Source organism: Enterobacter sp. UPMP701 (assembly GCF_053709515.1).
Map to the genome: position 1 here is coordinate 575,562 of NZ_JBSKJN010000002.1, position 22,394 is coordinate 597,955.

Below are 22,394 nucleotides of genomic sequence, written 5' to 3' on the forward strand. Positions count from 1 at the left end.
GTAACACAGTGTCTCTAGAATTCGATGCTGATTTGCTCAGAGCGTCCGGCCACCACCGGGCGTTTTTTGCTTTCTGGCATCACAGCTGCAATAGCTTGTCTTGCCACTTCACGAATCAGGCTTGTCTCCCAGACTTTCTCCAGAAGAACGAACGTTACTGCCATATCGTGGATGTTTAATCGACTCACCTTTGAATCAGCCCATCCCGCCATCTTTGCGAAATTTGTCTGACCCATTGAAACGAGTCGTGCACGAAGCTCTGTTTCCACTTCGCGTATCTTTTTGCTGTGATTTGCTAGTTCCATTGATTAATATTTTCCTTAGTTAATAAGTAAATACGCATCGGTTGATGCGTTGGTTGTAGGGACGAAACATCCCTGGCCTGTGGTGTTAAAGAGCGGCACTGCTACTACTTAAGCTGCCTGGCGATAGGCGTTTTCTTGGTACTTCAGGGCTCCAGCTGTAACGACTTCTAGTCGATAGGCGTCTTTCTCTGGGATCACTTCCTTCCACTGAGAAACCGCTGCATCACTAATGCCTAAAGCCTTAGCAACAGCTCGCTGGGTTCCGAAGTGGTCAATAACTTCCTTCTTGAACATAGACTCGCTCCGAAATAAATAAAGAACACTTAAATTATCCACTAAAGGAATCTTAAGTCAAGTTTATTTAAGATGTCTTAACTATGAATACAACTTTGATGGGTGAGCGCATACGCGCCAGAAGAAAAGAGCTCAAGATCCGGCAGGCCGCACTCGGTAAAATGGTCGGCGTCTCGAATGTTGCTATATCGCAATGGGAGCGCTCTGAGACAGAACCTAATGGTGAGAACTTGCTTGCTCTCGCCAAGGCTCTTCAGTGCTCTCCTGACTATCTTATGAAGGGAGATTCAAGCCAGTCCAATATCGCCTATCATAGTAGGCATGAGCCGAGAGGATCATATCCTCTCATCAGTTGGGTAAGCGCAGGGCAATGGATGGAAGCTGTAGAGCCTTATCACAGAAGAGCTATAGATAACTGGTACGACACAACCGTTGAGTGTTCAGAGGATTCTTTCTGGCTGGACGTTCAAGGGGATTCAATGACCTCGCCAGCCGGATTAAGTATTCCTGAAGGAATGGTGATTCTCGTCGATCCAGAAGCTGAGCCACGAAATGGAAAGCTGGTTGTCGCAAAACTTGAAGGCGAGAACGAAGCCACCTTCAAAAAGCTCGTAATTGACGCGGGTAGAAAGTTCCTCAAGCCTCTCAACCCCCAGTACCCAATGATGGAAGTTGACGGCAACTGTAAGATAATCGGCGTAGTAGTAGACGCCAAGATAGCAAACCTTCCTTAAGCCCCTCCTCTGGGGCTTTTTTATTTCCCTTTAAAAATCAGTCACAAACTTAAATTTCGAGAATTTATTTAAGTTTTCTTCAAAATCAACTTGACCATTAAATTAAGAACACTTAAATTTAAGCCATCAGCAGGACGCTGGTAGCCAAACGGAACTGATTGGCTGGCTCTTTAACAAGATGACATGGGGATGATTCGTCCCCGCCAAAGACCTAAATAGGTCTTCAGCCAATGATGCAGTGGACATTGACTGAATACTTAGGGGGTTAAATGAGTGATAGATCAAAAAGAGTTCCCTTGCCTGAGCAGTCTGAGCTTGAAGAACACTTTAGATATGACCATTCGACCGGGCTTTTATGGAGAAAGATTGGAGGTTTCAACAGAGACCTATCCAAACCTTGTGGAGTAGTTACTGGATCCGGTTACTTAGCAGTAAGACATAAAACCATTGCTTATACGGTGCACAGACTGATTTGGAAAATTGTCCATGGTACCGAACCTCAACACATAGACCACATTAATGGAAACCGAACAGATAACAGAATCTGCAACTTGAGAGCCGTTAGTCGGCATCAAAATAATAGGAACATCTGTATAACCAAGGCAAATAAAAGCGGTTATATCGGGGTTCGTTTTGATGAGAGAAGCAAGAAATGGACATCTCAAATAAAGATTAATCGAAAGGCAATTCATGTAGGCACGTTCGACTCAAAAAAGGAAGCTGTTGTCGCTTACAACGAAACTGCATTAGCCCTTCACGGCGATTCTGCTCTGAGAAAAGTTGAATTCAATAGAGAGAAATTAATTAAGGAATTCGGAGGTATCCAATGAAAGCCAGAGAGATTCGTAAACTCGAACGTGCTCGTCAGCACAAAGAGATGAAAGCCTACTGTAAAAAGATTGACCGTGCATTTTCACGGCTGTCGGAAGGCTGTAGTGAACGCGTAACCAAAGCCATTTCGCTTGCCGGAACGCGTCAGAAGGAAGTTGAAGGTGGTGCTGTGTGTCTGCCAGAAGTGGCGATTTTCGCAGCTGGTCATCGTAAGTCTAATAACGTAACCGCGAGGTGAGCATGGCTCAGTACGCAATATTCGAACTTTCAATGCCTAACCGTGGCTCATGGAATGGAGGCTGGTCGGGTGAGCGAGATAAATATGTCAGACACCGTCAACTGCCACTAAAAGGCTCGCCGAACGTTAAAAATGGCTCCAGTCATTATTACAACTTCGGGGATGGATGGGGAGCAAACATTAGCGTGACGATTGTTGATGAAGTTAAGGCTAAAAACCAGGCCATCAAGGGTAGCAAGGGATTCTGTGGTTACGAATGGATGATAGACAGCATCGTTAATCACGGAAAGATAATTTCTGACTGAGTCCGCATAGTCGGCCTTCTTTTGGCAGCAAGCCACAGAGGTGAATATGAAAGAGTTCAAAGGTTCCCCAGGCCCATGGTCCGTGTTTGACTATGAGATTTTTGACGGTGACGGAGATCATATAATCGACATGACGTATAGCAGTCGAACTGATGTTTCTGAAGATAAAGCTAACGCAAAACTGATATCAGCAGCTCCTAGTTTGCTGAAGGAACTGCAAAAACTTCGGGAATACGTCATTAACGTCTGCGGCGTAGATGACGAAGATTGTGATAGTGAGCATCCATTGATGTCGTCACAGGCAGCCATCAGCAAGGCTCTGGGGGAGGAGTGATGAAATTAATCGCATTGCTTAATGTAGATGATCCTGAGGGCGTAGAAATCGCAAAGGATAGCTTTGACGACAATCTAACTTTTGACAGTTATCACGAGGCCGATGAATGGTGCGCAAGGAATACCAGAGGCGTATGGGTGAAAACGGTCAACCTTGATGACGATGATGACGATTAAAGCGAATAGCAGCTGATAGCTAATTCTCTGAGTTAGCTATTGGGTGTAATACCGCACCGTACTATCGGAGACGATTCGATAGTGCCTGATAGATGGAAAAATCCCTTGTTGTCTGATTTGCCCCGCCAGTCGGGGCTTCTTTTTGCCTGGAGGAAAGTATGGGTGACTGTGGAAAAGATTACTCTGCACATAAGCAGCTGGCGATGGAGCGCAAGCAAGCGAATCTGGAAAAGAACAAAGCGCACATGATTACATGCGGTCTCGCCTACTCGGTAGACTCTTCTGGCTCGATGCACTTCGAAACAGATAAAGGAAAAGTAATTTTCTACCCGACGACAAATAAGTTTCAGCACAGAAACAGAGTCATGTATGGCGGCGCTGCTAAGTGCGAGAAGTATATACGTAACCTGTTCACGTAGCCGCCTAACCAGCGGCTTTTTTGATATCCGCATCTGAGTGAGCATTTATTCAAGTGCTCAGCCTCATGCAATCACACACAACATAAGGAATCCCACGATGACATTTGCTATCGCGGGCGGTGCCGTCGTGGCCCGCTCATTCGACCCAATCTTATCCGTCCAGCATTCACGCCAGAACATCATCACCGGAGCAGACTTCAAGCAGCCTCGCGTTAAGAGCTTCCTGGAGCGTCTTGTTGAGTTTCTGAATCAAAAGGTGCAGCCATGAAAGAGTTAAGTCCAGGAAGTGTTTATATCGACATATCCCGCAATCAGTCTGGCGGACTAACGCTGTGTATTTGCAATGATGATTTCGGGTATCGGATGTCAGGAGACAAGGTTTCAGGATGTTCAAACCTGAAGCGATTTGAGGTTGATGGAGAAGAGCTTATTAAACAGATTCGCCAGCACATGAAAAGAGAGTCATCAGAGTGAGCATTGCAGATATCTGGTCAGAAGATGCCTTTGTCCGCCTTATGCAGGACATGTTGAAACAGCCAAAAGAGGATGCAGAAGATGCGCCTGACGATGACAGACAAAACAGAGATTAAGCAAATCATCGCGAGCTTTAGCGATGAGGACAATTCAGCGATTGATAAGCAGGTTGAGATGCTGTGCGCGAACATGCGCCCGGTGCTCAACATGCTGGAAGCACACAAGCCTGACGATTACACGAAGCATGCAGTCGAGTGGCTTGGCGAGGACGACTGCAACTATCAGGATATGGCTGGAACAGTCATGTGGGATTTATTCAGGCCGCGTGTAGAAGTTGAGTACGCACTCTATATCTTTATGCGCCGTCATCTTTTCGAGGATGCAGCATGAATCCCGGCGTTTATTACGGCATGTCTAACGAGGACTATCACGCTGACGAGGCAATAGGCTCTACGACAGTCAAAGCCATAAGCATCAGTCCCGCTAACCACTTCTTCAATAAATTCACCGGAAGTAAATCAGCGCATATTGGAAGTGCCATTCATGCGGCGTTGCTTGAGCCGGACATCTATCAGCACAGATATATTCGCAGGCAAGATATTCAAGCCAGAAACACGAAAGAGTACAAGGATTTGTCTGGCAAGGTATCTCCTGAATTTATCCTTGTTGGAAATGAAGTCGAAACAGTAAACCGAATGTTCGAATCATCACGCCTGAATGGCGACTTCATGGACTACATGAACACCAAGGGCAACTCTGAGGTATCTATGTTCGCAGAGTGTCCAGAAACAGGCTTGGTGCTTAAATGCCGCTTCGACAGACTGTCTGACACTCTCGCCTACCCTCTCGACGTTAAGAGTTGCAGAGACGCTTCTGAGCGCGGATTTAGCAATGCTTTCGGTCAGTACAAATACCATATTCAGGCAGCCTTCTATCTCTACGTTCTAAAGCTGGCGACCGGAATCGAATATAACCAGTTTGCCTTCTTCGCTATCGAGAACTCGCCACCATTTCGCAACTGCATGTACTACATCGGCGAGGAATCTCTGGAGCTTGGTTATCGCGAAATGTTTGCTGCATTAGACAAGCTCGTAGCCTGCAAAGAAAACGACGAGCTGAAGTACGAAGGAATTGTACTTCCATCCAACGAAATTAACGTTCCGGCATATTTGCTGGATAACGAATACGATGACGAGGTAATTCTCTAATGGACCTTTCACGCACAATTATTCCGAAGTCAGACCAGCTCAACTTTGAAGATGTTCAGACTCAAAGTATCACAGCAGTCATCAAAGCCGTTCGCGCTGGCAACTCCGAGCAGCCAGTATTCATCGACCTGGAAGGTTTCGATGGAAGACCATACAAGCCGTCTAAATCAATGCGTCGCGTGTTAATTGGCGGCTGGGGTGCAGATGGCCATTCGTGGGTTGGACGCTCTCTTACACTAGTTGGTGACGCCTCTGTGAGGTTCGGTGGTGTAGCGGTAGGCGGCATCAAGATTTATGCAATGAGCGACGTTGAGGCTGATTTCTCAATGATGCTGTCAGTGTCGCGCGGCAAGCGTCAGGAGCATCGGGTTCGTAGGCTTGAAGTTAAGCAACAGGCCACACCTGAAATAGCGCTGAAGTGGTTCTCTGATAACGTATTAAGCATGGATGCTGCAAAGCTTGAAGTTGCATACAAACGCACGAAAGGCGTTATCGGAAGTAACGATGAGCTTCTCGCTCAGCTCGATGAAATTTACAACCTACGCAAGGCAGATTTGGAGAAAGAATAATGACATACCTCCTGTGGGAATCATGGGAGGAGGACTTCTTGCGCGAAGTTGCTTCCACCATGGAACCAAAGCTAATAGCGGAAAAGCTTGAGCGCTCTGAAATGTCGATATGGAGCAAGGCTGGAAGATTAGGCATCAAGTTAATCTCCAGCGACAACAAGCCATGGAGCAAAAAGGAATTAGCTCTCTTTTCATCGCACTCTCCAAACGAAATCGCAGAAGCCACCTCCCGTTCTATCTATTCAGTGAGAGCAAAACTATTGAGGCTGCCATCATGAAATTAAATATCGTCGTCGGTAAATATGTCATCACCGGCACTAAGTTTGACCTTGTCCTCAGCGAAAAGAAAAAAGTCACAGACGAAAATAGCAATAACTTTGGAAAGGAAATCACATCCAGACTCGGATATTTCAGCACCTTCGACAAACTGGTTAAAGAGCTTTGCCACAAAGAGATTCTTGAGTCAGAAGCGCAATCACTTAAAGAGCTCAAAGCTCATATCGACAATCTTTCCTCTGAACTAGCTGACGGCGTTAACGACTTTCTGGAGCGTGCACAATGATAGGCATGACATACGACCCGTTTATCCAGCCACAAGAGCTCATCGAAGGACACCGCTTTAAACCCATCAACGATATCCCGCGCGAAGAAATGCTGAAGCGTGACTCATTCGGAAATGCAGAACGCCTCAACAACAATCGACACCTGACAGCGTGGTTAAAGAGGGTGAAGAAATGAGCATTAAGGATTTGGTTTCAAACATTAAGCACAACGGTCTTCTGGCTTCAATGGCTCAGCTTGAGAAGCTGTACAAGATTGCTATTGAGAACGAAGAAAAGCTCGCAGAAACTGAAGCCAGATGCGCGGCGCTGGCTGCGGAGATGGCTTGGCTGAAGAAATTCTGCAAAGACGCTGCGTTCGATGCTGATTACGAAGCTGAATTAGGAATGGAGCGCGGCGGATTCACTGATGCGCTTAACGACATAAAAACCCCGGCGACGGACGCTTTACTGGCTGAAGTGCGGGCGCAGGGGGTGGAGATGTTCTCTGAGAGATTTGGTGGAGGAACTCTGTTATCCGACATGGTTAAAGAAACCGCAAAGGAATTCGCAGCCCAGCTTCGCAAAGGAGTGCAGGCATGAGCAAAGCAAAAGCATTACGGCCAAAATTCAATGTCGGTGAAACTGTCAATTACACAGACCGTCAGGGCAGAAAGCAAAGCGGGAAAGTGCGGCATATTGAAGGCAAATGGACCGCGTTTGGCAGTGCTTACCTTATCTACACCGTTCAGCATCCGAGCTACCGAAATGGGCAGATGCACTGTGGGGAAGACGTTATAGAAGGAGCCGCCCAATGAGCAACATCGACAAACGCGCATTACGTGAAGCGGCGGTTCGCGCAGGTGGCGTGAAGTGGCAATACATGCGCGCGACGCAACATTCGAAAGCATACATAACGGACGATAAAGGTTCGACAGTCGTCAACTGCACTGATGGTGATGTTCCAGCCAAATGCGCCGGATTTCTCGAGTCCTCCAACCCTGCCGCCGTGCTGGCGCTGCTGGATGAACTGGAAGAGTCCGAGAGGCTGCGTCTAATGTTCCAGGAAGTCAATTGCGAACTGTGCCAGAAGCTGGAAGCCGCAGAGAACCAGGCAAAACAGCAGGGAAATATCGCGGTAGCGCTGCTTGATGAGGTGACAAAATTACGTCGAAACGCCGATGACAAAGCGCCAGAGTTGCGCTCTCAACTTGAAGAGGCAGAGAAGCGGATTGCTGAGCTGTCATCGGCTGTTATCGCTCCGGGGATAATGCGCTGCGCTGGATGCGGATTCGTCCTGACGAAAAACAGCATAAATATGGCGGCTGGTACCATCGCAGCGGGTAACAGCAAAACAGAGCCTTGCCCGAATGGCTGCGGACCGCTTTGGCCCGTAACGTGGAAAGAGCAGGCCATCGAGATGCGTGACAGCTCAGAACAATGGTTTGAAGAATTGCTGGAAGCAAGGCAGCGAATTGCTGAGCTGGAGGCGAGAACAGTGACGCTTCCGGCACAAAAATATTGTCCGGGTGAATACGCAGGTAGCGTGTTATGGGGCGAAACAGAAGTCTGGAACCAGGCAATTTCTGAGTGCGCAAAAGCAATCCGCGCCGCTGGCATCGGTAAGGGGGAGTGAAATGCGTGAAATCGGAGCTCAAATCACGGCGGCGAGGGCTGCGGCTGTAATACACGAAACGTTCGGACATCTCGACGCGAAACCGGGTGAGAGTCATAAGGGGTATTTCATTTTCATCAATGGGCAGCATGGTGACATGGATGTGGTGTATAGCGACTTCCCGACATTTGGCGAAGGGCCTGGTTATTTCACCGATCGTGGAGACTTCATCTGGGAATTAATTCGTGATGATGGTCCTTGCGCTGCTGTCGGCATTTATCGGTTCGATGGTGAATATCGCCTGCCCAAAAGAAAAGGCAGCGCTCGTTTCGTCGGAAAAACCATCTGCATTCAGAAGTTCGGGGAGGACTAACCCATGAGTACTATTACCAAAGAATGGCTGCAGCAGAAAATTGCCGACATGGAAGCCACCCGCGATGAAATCCCGTTCGGCCTGGACGAAGACGACATCAACACTCTGGCGGCCCTGCGTATCGCGCTGGCATCGCGCGAAGCGGAGCCTTCTTATTTCATCAACAGAGTTAAACGCAGTGATGCATACGGCGAAGATGTAGAGCTTCGAACCTATTGCTATGAACTCGATGCGTTGAAGTCGAAGGATGATTTCGGCGGCGAGATTGTACCTGTATACACCGCCCCGACAGCGCCGGTATCTGTGCCTGATGAGAATGACGCTATCTTTAGGCCAGTGGCAGACCTGTATGGCATCAGCGTTCCTGGAGGGAGAGCGACTACGTATTCCACGGATTCCGCCGAGGCATCTGATTGTCGAGTAATGGGGTGGGGAGTGCAGGAATACGTCAAACTTGAGCACTATCAGGCTGCCATGCTTCATGGTGCCGATACGGAACTAAAGCGCAAGGCTGCAGTACACGACGCACTCTGCGAAAGGTACAACGTCGAATCACTGACTGATTTCGTAGACTGGCAAAGGAATCACATTGCTGAACTTGAAGCAGCGCCACCGGTTCCTGTTGGTGCGGGAGAGACTGCAGTAATGCCGGATTATCCGGGCTACGTAATGACGCAGCGTGAGTGTTATCAGGCTGGCAAGAAGGCTGGACTGGCTGAGGCTGGGAACGCACCGGCGATTCCGGATGGTTGGGTGCTGGTTCCGAAGGAGCCAACGCCAGATATGCTTAATGCCGCCTGGGTGTCACATGGCATTTACCATGCATCTGCTTACCGTACGATGCTCGCAGCAGCACCGCAGCAGGAGTAATCAAATGAATGCAGCCGAAATTGATGCATATCTGGAAGCTCGAAAACCAAAACCCAGGCACAAGTCAGTTGTATTTGGTGTCGCATCCAACGATGCGACTTTTGCGGTAACTGGCTTGGCGCATAGCTACAGACATTGTAGAGCGCATAACTTCAGGTATTGTACAGCACATCCGCATCGACTAGACCGCCGCAATGGCGGTTTTTTATTGGAGATAGATAATGACTCGTGAAGAAGCGATAGAGAAACTCAAGGAATTACAAACGTGGCGAGACACTGAGGTGTCACACGAAGAGGCAGATGCAGTTATATGCCAGCTATTGGAATCCTTAGGCTTTGCGGACGTAGTTGATGAATATGCCAAAGTCGATAAGTGGTATGCGTAGGAGTAACCATGGAATCACACAGCCTCACACTCGATGAGGCCTGTGCATTTCTCAAGATATCCAGACCTACCGCCACAAACTGGATTCGCACGGGCCGCCTTCAGGCAACACGCAAAGACCCTTCCAAACCCAAATCCCCATACCTCACTACTCGGCAAGCCTGCATTGCGGCGCTTCAGTCTCCGCTGCATACTGTCGGCGTGAGCGCGGGTGATGGCATAGCAGAGGAACTGAAATGTCACTATTCCGCAGAGGTGAAACCTGGTACGCCAGCTTCACATTGCCGGACGGCAAAAGATTTAAGCAGTCTCTTGGGACAAAGGACAAAAGGCAGGCCACGGAGCTTCATGACAAGCTAAAGGCCGAAGCATGGAGGGTAAGCAAATTAGGCGAGACCCCTGACATGACATTTGAAGAGGCTTGTGTCAGGTGGCTGGAGGAAAAGTCGCACAAGAAGTCACTGGATGACGACAAGAGCCGGATCGGATTCTGGCTACAGCATTTTGCAGGGATGCAGTTGAAGGATATTACAGAAACGAAGATTTACTCTGCCATTCAGAAGATGACCAATCGTCGGCATGAGGAAAACTGGAAACTTATGGAAGAGGCGTGTCGCAAGAAGGGAAAGCAACCGCCAGAATACAAACCAAAGCCAGCAGCGGTAGCCACAAAAGCAACCCACCTATCATTCATTAAAGCGCTTCTCAGGGCAGCAGAACGTGAATGGAAAATGCTGGATAAGGCTCCGATAGTCAAAGTTCCTCAGCCAAAGAACAAGCGCATCAGATGGCTTGAACCTCACGAGGCGAGAAGGTTGATTGATGAATGTCCGGAGCCGCTTAAGTCAGTCGTTGAGTTTGCGCTTTCTACTGGCTTAAGACGTTCGAACATCATCAATCTGGAATGGCAGCAGATAGACATGCAGCGAAAGGTGGCATGGATACACCCTGAGCAGAGCAAGTCGAATCAGGCCATTGGCGTGGCGCTGAATGATACTGCTTGCCGGGTGCTGAAAAAGCAAATCGGAAATCACCACAAGTGGGTATTTGTTTACAAGGAAAGCAGCACAAAACCAGACGGAACCAAATCACCTGTAGTGAGGAAGATGCGCTACGACGCTAACACTGCATGGAGGGCTGCATTAAAGCGAGCTGGTATTGAGGATTTTCGCTTTCATGACCTGAGACATACATGGGCAAGCTGGCTTGTTCAGGCTGGAGTTCCGATTTCTGTCTTGCAGGAAATGGGAGGATGGGAGTCAATCGAAATGGTTCGCCGATATGCTCACCTTGCACCTAATCACCTGACAGAACATGCACGGCAAATTGACTCTATTTTCGGGTCTTCTGTCCCAAATCTGTCCCACAGTGAAAACAAGGAAGGTACAAATGATGCGTAACTACTTGATATGACTGGTGCCGATAATAGGAGTCGAACCTACGACCTTCGCATTACGAATGCGCTGCTCTACCAACTGAGCTATATCGGCCCTGAGAGGTCGGTTACGAATGTAACCACGGGGCAAAAGGTTAGATCTATCCGGGTGATGCGTCAATGCCCTTTTGAATCAAACGGCTATTTTTGCATCACCCGTGATTATTTACGCACGAATCGTATCGTCACCGAAGCCGATCCACTTGTAAGTGGTCAATGCTTCAAGCCCCATCGGACCGCGCGCATGCAGTTTCTGCGTGCTGACCGCGACCTCTGCGCCAAGCCCAAACTGGCCGCCGTCGGTGAAGCGGGTGGAAGCGTTCACATAGACCGCAGAGGAATCCACTTCGTTCACGAAGCGATCGGCATTGCGCAGCGTGCGCGTCAGGATGGCGTCAGAGTGCTGCGTGCCATGTTCACGGATGTGCGCAATGGCATCGTCGAGATCGGCAACAATCTTCACGTTCAGATCCAGTGACAGGAACTCGTCGTCATACTGTTCCGCTTTCACTGGAACAACGTTAGCCGGGCCGTCCTGAAGCAGCGCAAACGCGTTAGTATCAGCGTGCAGCGTCACGCCGCTTTCCGCCATCTGTTTGCTCAGCGCTGGCAGGAAGGTGCTCGCAATTCCCTGATGCACCAGCAGCGTTTCCACGGTGTTACAGGTGCTTGGACGCTGGGTTTTGGCGTTGACGATGATCCTGAGCGCTGGTTCAATTTCGGCGCTGTCGTCAACCACGATATGACATACCCCGATACCACCCGTAATGACCGGAATGGTCGACTGCTCGCGGCACAGCTTGTGCAGGCCCGCGCCACCGCGTGGGATCAGCATGTCGATGTATTTGTCCATGCGCAGCATTTCATTGACCAGCGCGCGGTCAGGACTCTCGATCGCCTGCACCGCCCCCGCCGGTAAGCCACACTCTTCCAGCGCCTGCTGGATGACTTTCACCGTGGCGGCGTTGGTGCGCCATGTCTCTTTCCCACCGCGCAGAATCGCGGCGTTACCGGTTTTCAGGCACAGGGAAGCGACGTCGACCGTCACGTTTGGACGGGCTTCGTAAATCACACCGATAACGCCGAGCGGCACGCGGCGTCGCTCCAGACGTAAACCGCTATCGAGCAGCCCACCGTCAATCACCTGCCCTACCGGGTCAGCCAGATTACAAACCTGACGAACATCGTCGGCGATACCTTTAAGACGCGACGGGTTCAGCGCCAGGCGGTCGAGCATCGCCTCGCTCAGACCATTACGACGCGCTTCCAGTAAATCCTGCTCGTTGGCGAGCAGAATGTCCTGAGACTGTGCTTCCAGATAATCAGCGATTTTTTCCAGCACACGGTTTTTCTCGCGACTGGAAAGGAGCGCCAGTTTGTAAGAGGCGGCCTTCGCGGCTGCGCCCATTTGTTCCAGCATGTTCTGGCTCCTTAACGAATAATCATGTCATCGCGATGCACGGCAACCGGGCCATATTCATAGCCCAGGATGGCGTCGATCTGCTGAGAGTGGTGACCCGCAATGCGGCGCAGGGCATCGCTGTTATAGCGGCTTACGCCGTGGGCAATGTCGCGACCTTCCTGGTTACGGATACGGATCACTTCACCACGAGAGAAGTTGCCTGTCACGCTTTTAATTCCTTTAGGAAGCAATGAGCTTCCGCGTTCCAGAATCGCGGCGGTTGCCCCTTCATCAACGATGAGTTCACCCGCAGGCGGCGCGCCAAAAATCCAGCGCTTGCGGTTCTCCAGCGGGGATTCCTGCGCGTGGAAGCGGGTTCCCACAGAGATACCTTCCATGACGTCGCCAATGACGCCAGGGCGGCTCCCCGCCGCAATAATGGTGTCGATACCGGCGCGGCACGCCACGTCGGCGGCCTGCAGCTTGGTTCCCATGCCGCCCGTTCCCAGGCCAGAAACGCTGTCACCGGCGATGGCGCGCAGGGCATCATCGATGCCGTGAACGTCGCTAATCAGCTCGGCTTCAGGATTCGAGCGCGGATCGGCGGTGAATAGCCCCTGCTGATCGGTCAGAAGCAGTAATTTATCGGCACCGGCCAGAATCGCAGCCAGCGCAGAGAGGTTATCGTTGTCACCCACTTTGATTTCGGCGGTGGCAACGGCATCGTTTTCGTTGATCACGGGAACGATATTGTTATCAAGCAGCGCACGCAGGGTATCGCGGGCGTTCAGGAAGCGCTCTCTGTCTTCCATATCCGCACGCGTCAGCAACATCTGCCCGACGTGAATGCCGTAGATGGAGAACAGCTGTTCCCAGAGTTGAATGAGTCGGCTTTGTCCCACGGCGGCCAGCAGCTGTTTAGAGGCGATCGTCGCGGGGAGTTCGGGGTAACCCAGGTGTTCACGCCCGGCGGCAATCGCCCCGGAGGTCACAATCACAATCCGATGCCCTGCGGCATGCAGTTGAGCGCATTGACGTACAAGCTCAACAATGTGGGCGCGATTTAAGCGGCGCGATCCGCCTGTTAACACACTGGTACCGAGTTTTACCACCAGCGTCTGGCTGTCACTCATGATTCTCTGCCGTTCAACGATAAGGGAAAGTAATGTCAAACGAACGTTTTAACAGGAGTCAGCCCGGTTGCCAACTGCCTTAGCGCATCACAAAGCACTTTGTTGCGCGGGATCAGGAAGCGTAGCGGCAAATTTTGACAAATTTATTACCGAAATAATAAATCACAGTTTTTTAAAATTATTCTTAGTTTGTCATAAAAGTTTCATTCCAGAACGATAAAACCCTTCCTGTTTTTTCACGGGACTTAAGCATGAGCTTATCGTCCAGCGAATTTTTTAAGCGCGTTTATAAGACAGGATCGAAAATGAAAAAGAGCACTCTGGCATTAGTGGTTATGGGCGTGGTAGCTTCCGCATCAGTTCACGCAGCTGAAGTTTATAATAAAAACGGTAATAAACTGGACGTGTACGGCAAAGTGAAAGCTATGCACTATATCAGCGATGATGACACAAAAGATGGTGACCAGACGTACGTTCGTTTCGGTTTTAAAGGCGAAACTCAGATTAACGATCAGCTGACAGGCTATGGCCGCTGGGAAGCTGAATTTGCGGGTAATAAAGCAGAAAGCGACTCTTCGCAGAAAACGCGTCTGGCGTTTGCTGGTCTGAAACTGAAAGATTTTGGCTCTCTGGATTACGGTCGTAACCTGGGCGCCCTGTACGACGTCGAAGCGTGGACCGATATGTTCCCAGAGTTCGGCGGCGACTCTTCCGCGCAGACCGACAACTTCATGACTAAGCGTGCGTCCGGTCTTGCGACCTACCGTAACACTGATTTCTTCGGTGCGATTGACGGCCTGGACATGACGCTGCAGTACCAGGGTAAGAACGAAAATCGTGACGCCAAAAAACAGAACGGTGACGGTTTTGGTACCTCTCTGACCTATGATTTCGGCGGCAGCGATTTCGCAGTCAGCGGCGCATACACCAACTCTGACCGCACCAACGCGCAGAACCTGCTGGCGCGCGGCCAGGGGCAGAAAGCGGAAGCCTGGGCTACCGGTCTGAAATACGACGCGAACGATATTTATCTGGCAGCGATGTATTCTGAAACCCGCAATATGACGCCAATCTCGGGCGGTTTTGCAAATAAAGCCCAGAACTTTGAAGTCGTCGCTCAATATCAGTTTGATTTTGGTCTGCGCCCGTCTCTGGGTTATGTCCAGTCTAAAGGCAAAGATATCGAAGGCATTGGTGACGAAGATCTGGTGAAATACATTGATGTCGGCGCGACCTATTACTTCAACAAGAATATGTCCGCGTTTGTTGATTATAAAATCAACCAGATTGACGACGATAATAAACTGGGCGTGAGCAGCGATGATATCGTTGCGCTGGGTGTGACATACCAGTTCTGATGATGCGAAATAAAAAAAACCGGCTTAATGCCGGTTTTTTTGTCGGGAATTAATGCGGTCTGGTGCCCTCACCCCGGCCCTCTCCCACGGGGAGAGGGAGAAAACCATCAGTTTTTGTAGGCCGGGTAAGGCGTAGCCGCTACCCGGCGCTTTGGTATCAGGCAGTAAGTTTCACCGCTTCGCTGGAAAAGTCATCCGCTGGCTCGAACTTCAGATCCAGGGTTGCCAGCAGTGCGCCAGCCTTGTCGTGAAACTCTTTCAGGGTATATTCCAGGCGATCGATCACTTCCTGATCTTTGATGGTGGTGGCCTGCCAGTTGCCGTCTTTATTAAACAGGCCAAACTGGTAGCTATAGGTAAAACGCTTTTCCTCTGCTTCCATTTCCATCCACCAGCCCCAGAATTCACGTTTTTCGGGTGCAGGCTTCACGTTGACGCAAACAGCCAGGCAGTCGAAAAAAAAGCGATTCTCTTCACACTGCTCTTCTCGAATATACGGGCCGAGAGCCATAAATTTCTTAATCAGCCTACTTTTCGGGTGTCCACTCGGTAACGTCATTGCGATCTCCTTTTGTGAAGCCACTGTTTTACCAAACCAGCGAAATTTAGCAATCTATTAACACACTCTCTGGGCGATCCAGCGCGTGATCTCTTTCAAGGCTTTGTCAAAATTCTGATACACCGGGCTGAACGGCACCTCAAGCAATTTGCCATCCGCAGATGACGAAGTGATTAAGCGCGACTCTTCTTCCGGGCTGAACGGGTCGTTTTTCCAGAAACCGGACAGCATCGGCGTCGGGCAGCGGCGCCCAAGCAATCCTTGCGTTTTTAACGAGTAGCGGTTGAGCTCAACGCGCAGCGCTTCGTCTGATGCATCATGCATGCCAAGGCGACTGGCCAGCACGTCAAGATACATCTCCGGCACGCTGCCCTGGCGGGCAGGATCGCTAAGCAGGGCATGAACCACCGGCCCCAGACAGGCGACAGCTTTCAGACGTGAAGATTCAAGGTAAGCCAGACGCACCGCGACGTTCGCCCCAAAACGGAAACCAAATGCCGCCACGCGGGTATGATCAACCCATGGAACATTTTCCAGCGCTTTAAGCGCATGCTGGTGCAGCAAGCTCGAATCCTGCGTTAACTTCCACTTCGACGAGAAGCCAATGGAAGGCATATCGAGCGTCAGCATCGCGATCCCTTTTGGTGCGAAGTAGCGCTCATACAGGCTGTAATAGTCAATTTGCAGGGAATCCAGACCGCCACACATCAGCACGGTCGGGAACGGGCCGTCGCCTTCAGGCATGTGCAGGAAGCCGGTGACGGGCGCACCGCCCGGAACGGCGAACTCAAGCTCGCGCATCTGGCCCGGCAGACGCTGAGCCGCTTCTTCATAGGCGCGATTTGCCAGCGCCTGAGCCTGTTCAGCCAGCTCGTCCCCTTTTAAATGCGGGTACGCGGCAATAGCGTAGAGATTGGCCGCATGCAGCCAGTGCTTGCCGCTGCGCGTGGCATCTTCTTCCTGGCTCGCTTTTTGCTGCCAGAGCATCGCCTGTTTAGACCATTCGTAGATCCAGTTTCCGCCCCGGTAGCCCACCACCGTGTCGTAGAGCTCGCTGTCGGTACGCTCAGACTCGCTCATGACGATACGCGCCTGTACGTCGAGGATTTCACGGGGATCAATACCGCGCCAGATCCACATCAGGCGGTTAATCATGCGATACCAGTGGGGCACGTTTTTACCGTCTAACGCAGACTGGACGGCAGGCATGGTACCCGGATTAAACCGACGGACCAGCGTCGACGTTTCAGGGTGTTTGAAACGGGGTTTGAAGAGAGTCTCGGTGAGATTCGCCTGCGTCATTGCGTTGCCTCCATGGATACGTCATATAGAGTCCATTGTAACGCGTGGCGGGATAAAAAGAACAACGCCCGGCATAGCCGGGCGTGTAAAGTTACGTGCGGGAATTAACGGCCTGAAATAGGCGGTACGAAGACCACGCCCATATCCCATGGCTGTTCAATCCAGGTATCCTGCGGGATATCAATCACGTAATCATCAACCAGCGGACGGCCCGCCGGTTTGGCGAAGATCGTCACGAAGTGCGCTTTCGGGTACATTTCGCGAATAGCGACCGCGGTACCACCGGTATCCACCAGATCGTCGATAACGATGAAGCCTTCACCGTCGCCTTCAGCGCGTTTCAGCACTTTCAGCTCACGCTGGTTATCATGGTCATAGCTGGAGATGCAGACGGTATCGACATGACGAATACCCAGCTCACGTGCCAGCAGCGCCCCCGGTACCAGACCGCCACGGCTGACGGCAATAATGCCTTTCCACTGTTCGGAAGGCATCAGACGCGCAGCCAGTTTGCGTGCGTGAATCTGCAACATGTCCCAGGTGACGACGTATTTTTCGCTCATGTGAAGTGTCCCAGCCTGTTTTTATACGGCTTAAAAAAATGAGGGTGAACCAGGTTGCGCGAGATTATAGAGATCTGGCGCACTAAAAACCAGTGTTTAGCGCTCCCTGCCTGAGTTTTTACATGCTTTATGCTACCAGCCAGCAGAGAAAGTGGTATTCTCAGATGCATCTCGCAAGCCTGTCTTGTGGTAACTATTAACCTGCTAACCCTGTGACCTGCAACCCTGTTTGCAGCGCCTCGACAAGGAGACTTATCGTGTCTGAACTGTCTCAATTATCTCCACAGCCACTGTGGGATATTTTTGCGAAAATCTGCTCCATCCCACACCCGTCTTACCATGAAGAACAGCTTGCCGAACATATTATGGGTTGGGCGAAGGAAAAAGGTCTGCACGCAGAGCGCGACCAGGTTGGCAACATTCTGATCCGCAAACCTGCCACCGCAGGTATGGAAAACCGTAAACCGGTTGTGCTACAGGCGCACCTGGACATGGTTCCTCAGAAAAACAACGATACCGTTCACGACTTCACTAAAGATCCTATCCAGCCGTACATCGACGGCGACTGGGTAAAAGCACGCGGCACAACCCTGGGTGCGGATAATGGCATCGGTATGGCTTCTGCCCTGGCGGTGCTGGCCGACGACAGCGTTGAGCACGGTCCGCTGGAAGTGCTGCTGACCATGACCGAAGAAGCGGGCATGGACGGCGCGTTTGGTCTGCAGGCCAACTGGCTGCAGGCGGACATCCTGATCAACACCGACTCCGAAGAAGAAGGTGAGATCTACATGGGCTGCGCGGGCGGGATTGATTTCATCTCTACCCTGCCGCTGTCCCGCGAAGCGATTCCTGCGGGCTTCCAGACCTTCAAGCTGACGCTGAAAGGGCTGAAAGGTGGTCACTCCGGCGGAGATATTCACCTGGGTCTGGGTAACGCCAACAAACTGCTGGCACGCTTCCTGGCGGGCCACGCGACCGAGCTGAACCTGCGTCTGGTGGACTTCAATGGCGGTACCCTGCGCAACGCGATCCCACGCGAAGCCTTTGCCACCGTGGCGGTGCCAGCGGCGAAAGCGGACGAGCTGAAAAAACTCTCCAGCATCTACCTGGATATCCTGAAAAACGAACTGTCGGCGAAAGAGAAGAACCTGACCGTGGTGCTGGAATCCGTGTCTACGGATAAAACCGCCCTGACCGCGCAGTCTCGCGACAGCTTCGTTCAACTGCTGAACGCGACGCCAAACGGCGTTATTCGCAACTCTGACGTAGCGAAAGGCGTAGTGGAAACCTCCCTGAACGTAGGCGTGGTAACCATGAGCGACGACAGCGCAGAGATCATCTGTCTGATTCGTTCTCTGATCGACAGCGGTAAAGAGTACGTGGTGAGCATGCTGGAATCCCTGGGCACGCTGGCCGGTGCGAAAACCTCCGCTAAAGGCAGCTATCCTGGCTGGCAGCCGGATGCAAGCTCTCCGGTGATGGCGCTGGTGCGTGAAACTTACCAGCGTCTGTTCAACAGCACCCCGAACATTCAGGTTATTCACGCGGGTCTGGAATGTGGTCTGTTCAAAAAACCGTATCCGGACATGGACATGGTCTCCATCGGGCCAACCATTACCGGTCCACACTCTCCGGATGAGCAGGTTCATATTGAAAGCGTCGGCCATTACTGGACGCTGTTGACGGAACTGCTGAAGGCGATCCCTGCGAAGTAATTTGTCGTCTGTTGCCCGGCGGCGCTACGCTTGCCGGGCCTACGATGAGTGCAATCTACAATCCCAAAACCAGCTGACGCTCCAGCTGCGGATCCAGCAGCGTGACGTGCAGTCCCACCAGCCTCACCCCTCGTCCGCCTCGTCGTTCTTCCCACGCCTTTTTCGCCGTTGCGATAAGATCTTCTTTGTTCAGGCGCGGCCAGACGTGCTCCTGCGTCGTCTGCTGAAAGTCGTTAAATTTCAGCTTGATGCCCTGTCGGGCAATCAGTAAATCAGGCTTTACTTTGATCAGGCGTCGCTCCAGCTCCGGATAGAGCTGTTCCGTAATAATGGTTTCGCATTCCGACCAGTCATGGATGTCTTCGCTCAGCGTGCGCTCAACCCCGACCGATTTACGAAGCCGTTCGTTGTTTACATCGCGGTCGTCAATGCCCTGACTGCGCTCCCACAGCACGCGGCCAAACTTCCCAAAGCGCTTGAGCAGCATAGCCAGGTCGCTTCGCTGCACATCTTCGCAGGTGCGTAACCCCATACTTTCCAGCTTCGCGGCGGAGACTTTGCCTACGCCGGGGATTTTGCCAAGCGGCAGCGTTTTTAAAAACGCCGGGACCTCTTCAGGGGTGATGACGTACTGGCCGTTGGGTTTATTTAAATCGGAAGCAATTTTGGCGAGAAATTTTACCGGCGCGACGCCTGCCGACGCGGTGAGATTCAGCTCGTTGAAAATGGTCTGGCGGATCTCCTGCGCCATCAGGGTAGCGGAGCCGTGACAATGCAGGCTGTCGGTGACGTCCAGATAGGCTTCGTCCAGCGAAAGCGGTTCAATCAGTGAGGTGTAGCGGGAGAAGATTTCGCGTATATGGTTTGAGGCTTCTTTATAGGCGTCAAAGCGCCCTGGCAAAAGAGTAAGGTGCGGGCAAAGTTTCAGCGCCATTGCCGTCGGCATGGCGCTGCGCACGCCAAATTTGCGTGCAGGATAGTTGGCGGTGCTGATCACACCGCGCTGAACGCGGCTGCCGCCAATGGCGATGGGAATATCCCGCAGCGCCGGGTTGTCACGCATCTCCACTGCGGCAAAAAAGCAGTCCATATCGACATGGATTATTTTGCGCATAGTAAGCCCTCACTCATCACTGGATAAGTATACAGTAAACAAATGAGGGTTGAGAAGGGTGCGCAGGAATTGTCGGGTGGCGGGGTGCCTTACCCGACCAGGAAAACTAAATAATGCGTTGCTGCTCGCGAGCCATCCGCTTTTTCCGCGCATCGCACGGCTCCGGACAATCGCACACTTTTTCCATTCCGATGGATGAGATGCCTCCACAGCTGCCCTGAATGCTTTTACGCTTGATGATCCAGCCTAATGACATGCCAAAGATTACCAGCAAAAACACCGCAAAGGTTGCCAGAAAGGTCAGCATAATCAGCCTCCGAAATCATCAAGGAGGATGTTCTCATCTTCCACACCGAGATCTTTAAGCATCTTGATCACGGCGGCGTTCATCATTGGTGGACCACACATATAGAACTCGCAATCTTCCGGTGCCGGATGCTGTTTGAGGTAGTTCTCATACAGCACGTTGTGGATGAACCCCGTATAGCCCGTCCAGTTATCTTCCGGCTGCGGATCGGAAAGCGCCACGTGGAAGGTAAAGTTCGGATTCTCACGCGCCAGCTGTTCAAACTCGTCGTCGTAGAACATTTCTCGCAGCGAGCGCGCGCCGTACCAGAAGCTAATTTTACGCTTGCTGCTAAGACGTTTGAGCTGGTCGAAAATGTGCGAACGCATCGGAGCCATACCCGCACCGCCGCCGATAAAGACCATTTCCGCGTCGGTATCTTTAGCAAAGAACTCACCGAATGGACCGGAGATCGTCACTTTGTCACCCGGCTTGAGGGACCAGATGTATGATGACATCACGCCCGGCGGTGCATCAGGCACATTCGGTGGCGGCGTGGCGATACGCACGTTGAGCATAATAATGCCCTTCTCTTCCGGGTAGTTAGCCATGGAATAGGCGCGCAGCGCGGGCTCTTTGACCTCGGAAACAAAGCGGAAGAGATTAAATTTATCCCAGTCGGCCCGGTACTCTTCAGGCACATCGAAGTCGGCATACGCCACGGTGTGTGCCGGGCAATCAATCTGGATATAGCCTCCCGCCCGGAATGGAACGCTCTCCCCTTCAGGGACACGCAGTTTGAGCTCTTTAATGAACGTGGCTTTGTTATCGTTAGAGATAACCTCGCACTCCCATTTTTTCACGCCGAAGATCTCTTCCGGCAGCTCAATCTTCATGTTCTGGCGCACCGCAACCTGGCAGGCCAGACGGCAGCCCTCTTTCGCTTCACGCTTCGTGATATGCGACAGTTCAGTAGGCAGAATATCACCGCCCCCTTCTTTCACCGTCACACGGCACTGTCCGCACGAGCCACCGCCGCCGCAGGCTGATGAGACAAAAATCCCATTGCCCGAGAGCGTATTAAGCAGCTTATCGCCTGCTGGCGTGCGGATCTGATTCTGCGGATCGTCATTGATATCAATGACCACGTCGCCGGAATTGACCAGTTTTGCACGCGCCGCCAGAATAAGCCCTGACAGCACCAGTACTATCAGCGTGAACATCACCACGCCAAGAATAATTTCCATCTGTTAGCCCTTATAGCTGCACACCGGAGAAGGACATAAAGCCCAACGCCATCAGGCCGGTGGTGATAAAGGTGATCCCTAAGCCGCGTAGACCCGCAGGCACGTTGGCATATTTCATTTTTTCACGGATCCCCGCCATGGTGACAATCGCCAGCATCCAGCCGATACCGGAACCGAAACCATACACAACCGATTCACTGAAGTTGTAATCGCGCTGAACCATAAACGAGACGCCACCGAAGATGGCGCAGTTCACCGCGATCAGCGGCAGGAAGATCCCCAGCGCGTTGTACAGCGACGGGAAATACTTATCGAGGATCATCTCCAGGATTTGCACCAGCGCCGCAATCACCCCGATGAAGGTGATGAAGTTAAGGAAGCTGAGATCAACCCCCTCCACCAGCGCGCTGTCCCGCAGCACGAAATTGAACACCAGGTTGTTAATCGGAACCGAAAGCCCCAGCACAACGGTGACCGCCACACCCAGGCCAAATGCCGTCGAGACCTTTTTAGAAACGGCCAGGAAGGTACACATGCCCAGGAAGAAGGCGAGCGCCATGTTTTCAACAAACACCGCGCGCACAAATAAACTCAGGTAATGAGCCATTGTC

At 51.5% G+C, this 22,394-nt stretch carries 34 protein-coding genes and 1 tRNA gene; 23 read left to right on the plus strand and 12 right to left on the minus strand.

The window, feature by feature from the left end; all coding sequences use genetic code 11:
• Window positions 1–14: 14 nt before the first annotated feature.
• Window positions 15–305 (minus strand): CII family transcriptional regulator, encoded by a 291-nt coding sequence (locus ACWKXT_RS08380; protein WP_454532179.1) that lies wholly within the window; start codon window positions 303–305, stop codon window positions 15–17.
• A gap of 108 nt (window positions 306–413) precedes the next feature.
• On the minus strand, window positions 414–599 hold the full coding sequence (locus ACWKXT_RS08385) for a Cro/CI family transcriptional regulator (protein ID WP_045347010.1): 186 nt from the start codon (window positions 597–599) through the stop codon (window positions 414–416).
• A gap of 83 nt (window positions 600–682) precedes the next feature.
• Here ACWKXT_RS08385 and ACWKXT_RS08390 point away from each other — a divergent pair, with 83 nt between their 5' ends.
• The 21 genes from ACWKXT_RS08390 (at window position 683) to ACWKXT_RS08490 (ending at window position 11,069) form a co-directional block, all read left to right on the plus strand.
• Window positions 683–1,333 (plus strand): LexA family protein, encoded by a 651-nt coding sequence (locus ACWKXT_RS08390; protein ID WP_454532180.1) that lies wholly within the window; start codon window positions 683–685, stop codon window positions 1,331–1,333.
• A 269-nt stretch (window positions 1,334–1,602) separates the two neighbouring features.
• On the plus strand, window positions 1,603–2,163 hold the full coding sequence (locus tag ACWKXT_RS08395; RefSeq protein ID WP_454532181.1) for an HNH endonuclease: 561 nt from the start codon (window positions 1,603–1,605) through the stop codon (window positions 2,161–2,163).
• Window positions 2,160–2,402, plus strand: coding sequence for a transcriptional antitermination N peptide (locus ACWKXT_RS08400; RefSeq protein ID WP_454532182.1), 243 nt, complete (start codon window positions 2,160–2,162; stop codon window positions 2,400–2,402). Before ACWKXT_RS08395 ends, ACWKXT_RS08400 begins: the two co-directional genes overlap by 4 nt.
• A gap of 2 nt (window positions 2,403–2,404) precedes the next feature.
• A complete protein-coding gene (locus ACWKXT_RS08405) occupies window positions 2,405–2,707 on the plus strand; it encodes a hypothetical protein (RefSeq protein ID WP_454532183.1) in 303 nt (100 codons plus the stop codon).
• A 46-nt stretch (window positions 2,708–2,753) separates the two neighbouring features.
• Complete coding sequence (locus ACWKXT_RS08410; RefSeq protein ID WP_116484367.1) at window positions 2,754–3,041, plus strand: hypothetical protein; 288 nt, start codon at window positions 2,754–2,756, stop codon at window positions 3,039–3,041.
• Window positions 3,041–3,217 carry a hypothetical protein gene (locus tag ACWKXT_RS08415; RefSeq protein WP_454532184.1) on the plus strand — a complete coding sequence of 59 codons (177 nt, stop codon included), beginning with the start codon at window positions 3,041–3,043 and terminating at the stop codon, window positions 3,215–3,217. The genes ACWKXT_RS08410 and ACWKXT_RS08415 overlap by 1 nt, the downstream gene beginning before the upstream one ends.
• A gap of 158 nt (window positions 3,218–3,375) precedes the next feature.
• Entirely contained in the window at window positions 3,376–3,636 is a 261-nt protein-coding gene (locus ACWKXT_RS08420; RefSeq protein ID WP_454532185.1) for a hypothetical protein, read from the plus strand.
• 97 nt (window positions 3,637–3,733) lie between these two features.
• On the plus strand, window positions 3,734–3,904 hold the full coding sequence (locus ACWKXT_RS08425; protein WP_214601313.1) for a hypothetical protein: 171 nt from the start codon (window positions 3,734–3,736) through the stop codon (window positions 3,902–3,904).
• On the plus strand, window positions 3,901–4,110 hold the full coding sequence (locus ACWKXT_RS08430; protein ID WP_454532186.1) for a hypothetical protein: 210 nt from the start codon (window positions 3,901–3,903) through the stop codon (window positions 4,108–4,110). Before ACWKXT_RS08425 ends, ACWKXT_RS08430 begins: the two co-directional genes overlap by 4 nt.
• 93 nt (window positions 4,111–4,203) lie before the next feature.
• On the plus strand, window positions 4,204–4,500 hold the full coding sequence (locus ACWKXT_RS08435) for a hypothetical protein (protein WP_454532187.1): 297 nt from the start codon (window positions 4,204–4,206) through the stop codon (window positions 4,498–4,500).
• The gene (locus tag ACWKXT_RS08440) at window positions 4,497–5,318 is read left to right on the plus strand and encodes a PD-(D/E)XK nuclease-like domain-containing protein (protein WP_454532188.1); all 822 of its coding nucleotides are present in this window, start codon (window positions 4,497–4,499) and stop codon (window positions 5,316–5,318) included. Before ACWKXT_RS08435 ends, ACWKXT_RS08440 begins: the two co-directional genes overlap by 4 nt.
• On the plus strand, window positions 5,318–5,887 hold the full coding sequence (locus ACWKXT_RS08445) for a hypothetical protein (RefSeq protein WP_454532189.1): 570 nt from the start codon (window positions 5,318–5,320) through the stop codon (window positions 5,885–5,887). The genes ACWKXT_RS08440 and ACWKXT_RS08445 overlap by 1 nt, the downstream gene beginning before the upstream one ends.
• Window positions 5,888–6,161: 274 nt before the next feature.
• Window positions 6,162–6,449 (plus strand): hypothetical protein, encoded by a 288-nt coding sequence (locus ACWKXT_RS08450; protein WP_454532217.1) that lies wholly within the window; start codon window positions 6,162–6,164, stop codon window positions 6,447–6,449.
• Entirely contained in the window at window positions 6,446–6,625 is a 180-nt protein-coding gene (locus ACWKXT_RS08455; RefSeq protein WP_454532190.1) for a DUF2737 family protein, read from the plus strand. Before ACWKXT_RS08450 ends, ACWKXT_RS08455 begins: the two co-directional genes overlap by 4 nt.
• On the plus strand, window positions 6,622–7,029 hold the full coding sequence (locus ACWKXT_RS08460) for a hypothetical protein (RefSeq protein WP_454532191.1): 408 nt from the start codon (window positions 6,622–6,624) through the stop codon (window positions 7,027–7,029). Before ACWKXT_RS08455 ends, ACWKXT_RS08460 begins: the two co-directional genes overlap by 4 nt.
• Window positions 7,026–7,244: a hypothetical protein gene (locus tag ACWKXT_RS08465; protein WP_454532192.1), complete on the plus strand. Its 219-nt coding sequence runs from the start codon at window positions 7,026–7,028 to the stop codon at window positions 7,242–7,244. Before ACWKXT_RS08460 ends, ACWKXT_RS08465 begins: the two co-directional genes overlap by 4 nt.
• Window positions 7,241–8,062, plus strand: a complete 822-nt coding sequence (locus ACWKXT_RS08470; RefSeq protein WP_454532193.1) for an ead/Ea22-like family protein — start codon at window positions 7,241–7,243, stop codon at window positions 8,060–8,062. The genes ACWKXT_RS08465 and ACWKXT_RS08470 overlap by 4 nt, the downstream gene beginning before the upstream one ends.
• A 1-nt stretch (window position 8,063) precedes the next feature.
• Entirely contained in the window at window positions 8,064–8,414 is a 351-nt protein-coding gene (locus tag ACWKXT_RS08475) for a hypothetical protein (protein WP_454532194.1), read from the plus strand.
• Window positions 8,415–8,417: 3 nt separating this feature from the next.
• Entirely contained in the window at window positions 8,418–9,284 is an 867-nt protein-coding gene (locus ACWKXT_RS08480) for a hypothetical protein (RefSeq protein ID WP_454532195.1), read from the plus strand.
• A 394-nt stretch (window positions 9,285–9,678) separates the two neighbouring features.
• Window positions 9,679–10,029, plus strand: a complete 351-nt coding sequence (locus ACWKXT_RS08485) for a helix-turn-helix domain-containing protein (RefSeq protein WP_072049671.1) — start codon at window positions 9,679–9,681, stop codon at window positions 10,027–10,029.
• Window positions 9,951–11,069: a tyrosine-type recombinase/integrase gene (locus ACWKXT_RS08490; RefSeq protein ID WP_454532218.1), complete on the plus strand. Its 1,119-nt coding sequence runs from the start codon at window positions 9,951–9,953 to the stop codon at window positions 11,067–11,069. The genes ACWKXT_RS08485 and ACWKXT_RS08490 overlap by 79 nt, the downstream gene beginning before the upstream one ends.
• A 14-nt stretch (window positions 11,070–11,083) precedes the next feature.
• Here the strand turns inward: ACWKXT_RS08490 and ACWKXT_RS08495 are convergent.
• The 3 genes from ACWKXT_RS08495 to proB all read right to left on the minus strand — a co-directional run bounded on the left by ACWKXT_RS08495 (window position 11,084) and on the right by proB (window position 13,639).
• Window positions 11,084–11,159 (minus strand) — tRNA-Thr (locus ACWKXT_RS08495).
• 111 nt (window positions 11,160–11,270) lie between these two features.
• Complete coding sequence (gene proA, locus ACWKXT_RS08500) at window positions 11,271–12,524, minus strand: glutamate-5-semialdehyde dehydrogenase (RefSeq protein WP_454532196.1); 1,254 nt, start codon at window positions 12,522–12,524, stop codon at window positions 11,271–11,273.
• Between the two features lie 11 nt (window positions 12,525–12,535).
• Window positions 12,536–13,639, minus strand: coding sequence for a glutamate 5-kinase (proB, locus tag ACWKXT_RS08505; RefSeq protein ID WP_454532197.1), 1,104 nt, complete (start codon window positions 13,637–13,639; stop codon window positions 12,536–12,538).
• Between the two features lie 305 nt (window positions 13,640–13,944).
• Between proB and phoE the strand changes: the two genes are divergently transcribed.
• Complete coding sequence (gene phoE / locus ACWKXT_RS08510; RefSeq protein WP_454528094.1) at window positions 13,945–14,997, plus strand: phosphoporin PhoE; 1,053 nt, start codon at window positions 13,945–13,947, stop codon at window positions 14,995–14,997.
• 157 nt (window positions 14,998–15,154) lie between these two features.
• Here the strand turns inward: phoE and crl are convergent, their stop codons facing one another.
• From crl to gpt, 3 genes are all read right to left on the minus strand, one after another.
• Complete coding sequence (gene crl / locus ACWKXT_RS08515; protein ID WP_205916628.1) at window positions 15,155–15,556, minus strand: sigma factor-binding protein Crl; 402 nt, start codon at window positions 15,554–15,556, stop codon at window positions 15,155–15,157.
• Window positions 15,557–15,613: 57 nt separating this feature from the next.
• Complete coding sequence (gene frsA, locus ACWKXT_RS08520) at window positions 15,614–16,858, minus strand: esterase FrsA (RefSeq protein WP_028012084.1); 1,245 nt, start codon at window positions 16,856–16,858, stop codon at window positions 15,614–15,616.
• A gap of 104 nt (window positions 16,859–16,962) precedes the next feature.
• The gene (gpt, locus tag ACWKXT_RS08525) at window positions 16,963–17,421 is read right to left on the minus strand and encodes a xanthine phosphoribosyltransferase (RefSeq protein ID WP_003863205.1); all 459 of its coding nucleotides are present in this window, start codon (window positions 17,419–17,421) and stop codon (window positions 16,963–16,965) included.
• Between the two features lie 257 nt (window positions 17,422–17,678).
• On the opposite strand from gpt, the gene pepD reads away from it, so the two are divergent.
• Entirely contained in the window at window positions 17,679–19,136 is a 1,458-nt protein-coding gene (pepD, locus tag ACWKXT_RS08530; protein ID WP_454532198.1) for a cytosol nonspecific dipeptidase, read from the plus strand.
• A 55-nt stretch (window positions 19,137–19,191) separates the two neighbouring features.
• On the opposite strand, the gene dinB is transcribed toward pepD, so the two are convergent.
• From dinB to nqrE, 4 genes are all read right to left on the minus strand, one after another.
• Window positions 19,192–20,250, minus strand: coding sequence for a DNA polymerase IV (gene dinB / locus ACWKXT_RS08535; RefSeq protein WP_041911133.1), 1,059 nt, complete (start codon window positions 20,248–20,250; stop codon window positions 19,192–19,194).
• A 106-nt stretch (window positions 20,251–20,356) separates the two neighbouring features.
• Window positions 20,357–20,557, minus strand: a complete 201-nt coding sequence (gene nqrM / locus ACWKXT_RS08540) for a (Na+)-NQR maturation NqrM (RefSeq protein ID WP_454532199.1) — start codon at window positions 20,555–20,557, stop codon at window positions 20,357–20,359.
• Between the two features lie 2 nt (window positions 20,558–20,559).
• On the minus strand, window positions 20,560–21,783 hold the full coding sequence (gene nqrF / locus ACWKXT_RS08545; protein ID WP_080328119.1) for an NADH:ubiquinone reductase (Na(+)-transporting) subunit F: 1,224 nt from the start codon (window positions 21,781–21,783) through the stop codon (window positions 20,560–20,562).
• Window positions 21,784–21,793: 10 nt separating this feature from the next.
• Window positions 21,794–22,390: an NADH:ubiquinone reductase (Na(+)-transporting) subunit E gene (gene nqrE, locus ACWKXT_RS08550; RefSeq protein ID WP_061099102.1), complete on the minus strand. Its 597-nt coding sequence runs from the start codon at window positions 22,388–22,390 to the stop codon at window positions 21,794–21,796.
• Window positions 22,391–22,394: the final 4 nt, after the last annotated feature.

Bases quoted from the DNA above. Each gene is read 5' to 3' on its own strand.
- ACWKXT_RS08380 (WP_454532179.1), bottom strand. From the start codon at position 305: ATGGAACTAGCAAATCACAGCAAAAAGATACGCGAAGTGGAAACAGAG.
- ACWKXT_RS08385 (WP_045347010.1), bottom strand. From the start codon at position 599: ATGTTCAAGAAGGAAGTTATTGACCACTTCGGAACCCAGCGAGCTGTT.
- ACWKXT_RS08390 (WP_454532180.1), top strand. From the start codon at position 683: ATGAATACAACTTTGATGGGTGAGCGCATACGCGCCAGAAGAAAAGAG.
- ACWKXT_RS08395 (WP_454532181.1), top strand. From the start codon at position 1,603: ATGAGTGATAGATCAAAAAGAGTTCCCTTGCCTGAGCAGTCTGAGCTT.
- ACWKXT_RS08400 (WP_454532182.1), top strand. From the start codon at position 2,160: ATGAAAGCCAGAGAGATTCGTAAACTCGAACGTGCTCGTCAGCACAAA.
- ACWKXT_RS08405 (WP_454532183.1), top strand. From the start codon at position 2,405: ATGGCTCAGTACGCAATATTCGAACTTTCAATGCCTAACCGTGGCTCA.
- ACWKXT_RS08410 (WP_116484367.1), top strand. From the start codon at position 2,754: ATGAAAGAGTTCAAAGGTTCCCCAGGCCCATGGTCCGTGTTTGACTAT.
- ACWKXT_RS08415 (WP_454532184.1), top strand. From the start codon at position 3,041: ATGAAATTAATCGCATTGCTTAATGTAGATGATCCTGAGGGCGTAGAA.
- ACWKXT_RS08420 (WP_454532185.1), top strand. From the start codon at position 3,376: ATGGGTGACTGTGGAAAAGATTACTCTGCACATAAGCAGCTGGCGATG.
- ACWKXT_RS08425 (WP_214601313.1), top strand. From the start codon at position 3,734: ATGACATTTGCTATCGCGGGCGGTGCCGTCGTGGCCCGCTCATTCGAC.
- ACWKXT_RS08430 (WP_454532186.1), top strand. From the start codon at position 3,901: ATGAAAGAGTTAAGTCCAGGAAGTGTTTATATCGACATATCCCGCAAT.
- ACWKXT_RS08435 (WP_454532187.1), top strand. From the start codon at position 4,204: ATGACAGACAAAACAGAGATTAAGCAAATCATCGCGAGCTTTAGCGAT.
- ACWKXT_RS08440 (WP_454532188.1), top strand. From the start codon at position 4,497: ATGAATCCCGGCGTTTATTACGGCATGTCTAACGAGGACTATCACGCT.
- ACWKXT_RS08445 (WP_454532189.1), top strand. From the start codon at position 5,318: ATGGACCTTTCACGCACAATTATTCCGAAGTCAGACCAGCTCAACTTT.
- ACWKXT_RS08450 (WP_454532217.1), top strand. From the start codon at position 6,162: ATGAAATTAAATATCGTCGTCGGTAAATATGTCATCACCGGCACTAAG.
- ACWKXT_RS08455 (WP_454532190.1), top strand. From the start codon at position 6,446: ATGATAGGCATGACATACGACCCGTTTATCCAGCCACAAGAGCTCATC.
- ACWKXT_RS08460 (WP_454532191.1), top strand. From the start codon at position 6,622: ATGAGCATTAAGGATTTGGTTTCAAACATTAAGCACAACGGTCTTCTG.
- ACWKXT_RS08465 (WP_454532192.1), top strand. From the start codon at position 7,026: ATGAGCAAAGCAAAAGCATTACGGCCAAAATTCAATGTCGGTGAAACT.
- ACWKXT_RS08470 (WP_454532193.1), top strand. From the start codon at position 7,241: ATGAGCAACATCGACAAACGCGCATTACGTGAAGCGGCGGTTCGCGCA.
- ACWKXT_RS08475 (WP_454532194.1), top strand. From the start codon at position 8,064: ATGCGTGAAATCGGAGCTCAAATCACGGCGGCGAGGGCTGCGGCTGTA.
- ACWKXT_RS08480 (WP_454532195.1), top strand. From the start codon at position 8,418: ATGAGTACTATTACCAAAGAATGGCTGCAGCAGAAAATTGCCGACATG.
- ACWKXT_RS08485 (WP_072049671.1), top strand. From the start codon at position 9,679: ATGGAATCACACAGCCTCACACTCGATGAGGCCTGTGCATTTCTCAAG.
- proA (WP_454532196.1), bottom strand. From the start codon at position 12,524: ATGCTGGAACAAATGGGCGCAGCCGCGAAGGCCGCCTCTTACAAACTG.
- proB (WP_454532197.1), bottom strand. From the start codon at position 13,639: ATGAGTGACAGCCAGACGCTGGTGGTAAAACTCGGTACCAGTGTGTTA.
- phoE (WP_454528094.1), top strand. From the start codon at position 13,945: ATGAAAAAGAGCACTCTGGCATTAGTGGTTATGGGCGTGGTAGCTTCC.
- crl (WP_205916628.1), bottom strand. From the start codon at position 15,556: ATGACGTTACCGAGTGGACACCCGAAAAGTAGGCTGATTAAGAAATTT.
- frsA (WP_028012084.1), bottom strand. From the start codon at position 16,858: ATGACGCAGGCGAATCTCACCGAGACTCTCTTCAAACCCCGTTTCAAA.
- gpt (WP_003863205.1), bottom strand. From the start codon at position 17,421: ATGAGCGAAAAATACGTCGTCACCTGGGACATGTTGCAGATTCACGCA.
- dinB (WP_041911133.1), bottom strand. From the start codon at position 20,250: ATGCGCAAAATAATCCATGTCGATATGGACTGCTTTTTTGCCGCAGTG.
- nqrM (WP_454532199.1), bottom strand. From the start codon at position 20,557: ATGCTGACCTTTCTGGCAACCTTTGCGGTGTTTTTGCTGGTAATCTTT.
- nqrF (WP_080328119.1), bottom strand. From the start codon at position 21,783: ATGGAAATTATTCTTGGCGTGGTGATGTTCACGCTGATAGTACTGGTG.
- nqrE (WP_061099102.1), bottom strand. From the start codon at position 22,390: ATGGCTCATTACCTGAGTTTATTTGTGCGCGCGGTGTTTGTTGAAAAC.